Source organism: Streptomyces sp. NPDC006544, from assembly GCF_040611715.1.
Classification (GTDB): Bacteria; Actinomycetota; Actinomycetes; order Streptomycetales; family Streptomycetaceae; genus Streptomyces.
Window position 1 is genome coordinate 1 of sequence record NZ_JBEXOV010000215.1, and the last position, 1,805, is coordinate 1,805.

The window sequence follows — 1,805 nt, forward strand, 5'->3', positions numbered from 1 at the left end:
ACGATGGCGGAGGCCGAGCACGCCATGCGCTACCGCGGGCTCGACGCCCTGCCCGTCGTCGACGAACAAGGCAGCGCCCTGGGCGTCCTCGCCCTTGACCGCTGAGCCGCTTCACCGCGGCGGATCCGTCCCCCCTCCTCTCCCTGTGAGGCATCATGCGCGTTGTCATCGCCCGTTTCCCGTTCGACCTGACCAAGGCCGGCGTCCTGGAATCGATGAAGGGCATCAAGCCCGAGGAAGTCACCGGCGAGTCGGTGATCATCGGCCGCCGCGTCTACCCCGTCAAGCAGGTCGGCCAGGTCGTCACCCGCCAGGACCGTCGTGATTTCAGCGCCGGCGAAGTCGTCCGGGCCATGTCCCAGCTCGGCTTCACCTGCCGCGGGCTCCCCGAGGCCGCCGCGCCCGCGCCCGCCCTCAGCCCGATGCAGCAGGCGTCCGCGATGCTCGGCGCCCCCGTGGGCGTCTGAGCCGAGGTCTCGGCGCGAGCCGCCACCCGAACACCCCCGAAGGCCCGACCGGCACGCCGGCCGGGCCTTCGGCGTGCGCGCCCGGGCCGGCGGATCCGAGGCCGCGGACGGGGGCCGCAGACGGTGGCCGGGCGAGGGCACAGGAGCACACGGACTCCCTCCGCCTAGGGGGTGCGCTCGGACGGGCTCGAAGGGTATGCGCGCACCTTCCTCGCCGCCGCGTACCGCGCGGGCGAGGACCCGCACGGCTGCCTAGAGCGGTACGCGGACGGACTGGCGGCGGGAACCCGGACGCCGGGCCGGGACGACGCCGAGTCCTGGCCGGTCACCGTGACGTGCACGTACACGGCCGGCCGATGGCCGAGTCGGCCTCCGTGGCCCTGGGGCTGAGGCTGACGGGCCCCTGGCTCTGGGACCGCCTCGACAGCGCCGTACAGGACCGGTCCGAGGCCTGGCTGCGGGGCGCACTGCGTCACACGCCCGCCCCCAACAACTGTCATCTCTTCCCCTGCACGGCGCCGATGGAGCGCCCGTCCACTTCGGGCGCTCCCTGACCTCCCGCTTCGCCGCGGCGTCCGCCGTCGGACTCGGCTCGGTCACCGGCCACACCCCGCTCGCCCCCGGAACGTCCCGGACAACCACCTCGCCGTGGTGGTGGCCGGCAACCCGCAGGCGCATCCGCCCTTGGGGGCCGGACACGGAGACGGCTGGGGCCGGGCGGCGTCCTGACACCGGCCGGTCTTCGCGGGCGGGCCGCCCACGGTGCCGGGGCTGCGCGTGGAGAGCGTCACCGTGGTCAGGGGCTGCCACGAACTGCACGTGCACTGTGTTCACGGCGCGCCGGACGGGTCGCTGGTGGAGGAGACCGGCTGGGCCACCGGCCCGGAGGAACCACTCGTGTCGGCACTGCACCCGCTGCACGGCTGGGGCGCCCAGGAGGAGACCCGGGCGCCCGCGGGTACCGCTTTCACTCCGTGGGCCCGCGTACCACGGCTCACGGCCCGGGCCCGGGGCACCGGCCTGTACGCGGCCCTGGCCGTGCGCACCGGCGATCCGGACCCGGCCCCGCCGGCCACGGCGGTCACCGAGGTGACGGTGGACGACGGGTCCCTCGCGGTGCGCTGGGCGGACGACGGATCGCACACCCGCGTCACCTTCGGACCCCTCCACGTAGAGCATCTGCGCGAGGGGTGACTTCCGTACGGATCGCCGGACCCGATGCTCCGGGGAAACCCCCGCAGACGGACTAGGCCGTGTTTTAGATCGGGGTTCCGGTCCACGCCTTGCGCTGTGATGATCATGGTGTGGGGCGTGGGGATCTTTCTGATGAGCAGTGGT

Annotated in this window: 1 protein-coding gene and 1 pseudogene; both read left to right on the top strand. The window is 73.9% G+C overall.

Annotated elements, in window-relative coordinates; all coding sequences use genetic code 11:
- The first annotated feature begins 155 nt into the window (after positions 1 to 155).
- Positions 156 to 467, top strand: a complete 312-nt coding sequence (locus tag ABZY44_RS37615; protein ID WP_356662039.1) for an SCO5918 family protein — start codon at positions 156 to 158, stop codon at positions 465 to 467.
- A gap of 156 nt (positions 468 to 623) precedes the next feature.
- Positions 624 to 1,661: pseudogene (locus ABZY44_RS37620) on the top strand (DUF2264 domain-containing protein); the annotation flags it as partial.
- Positions 1,662 to 1,805: the final 144 nt, after the last annotated feature.

What these genes read in the sequence shown, in the direction of transcription:
- ABZY44_RS37615 (WP_356662039.1), top strand. Translation starts at nt 156, where the DNA reads ATGCGCGTTGTCATCGCCCGTTTCCCGTTCGACCTGACCAAGGCCGGC.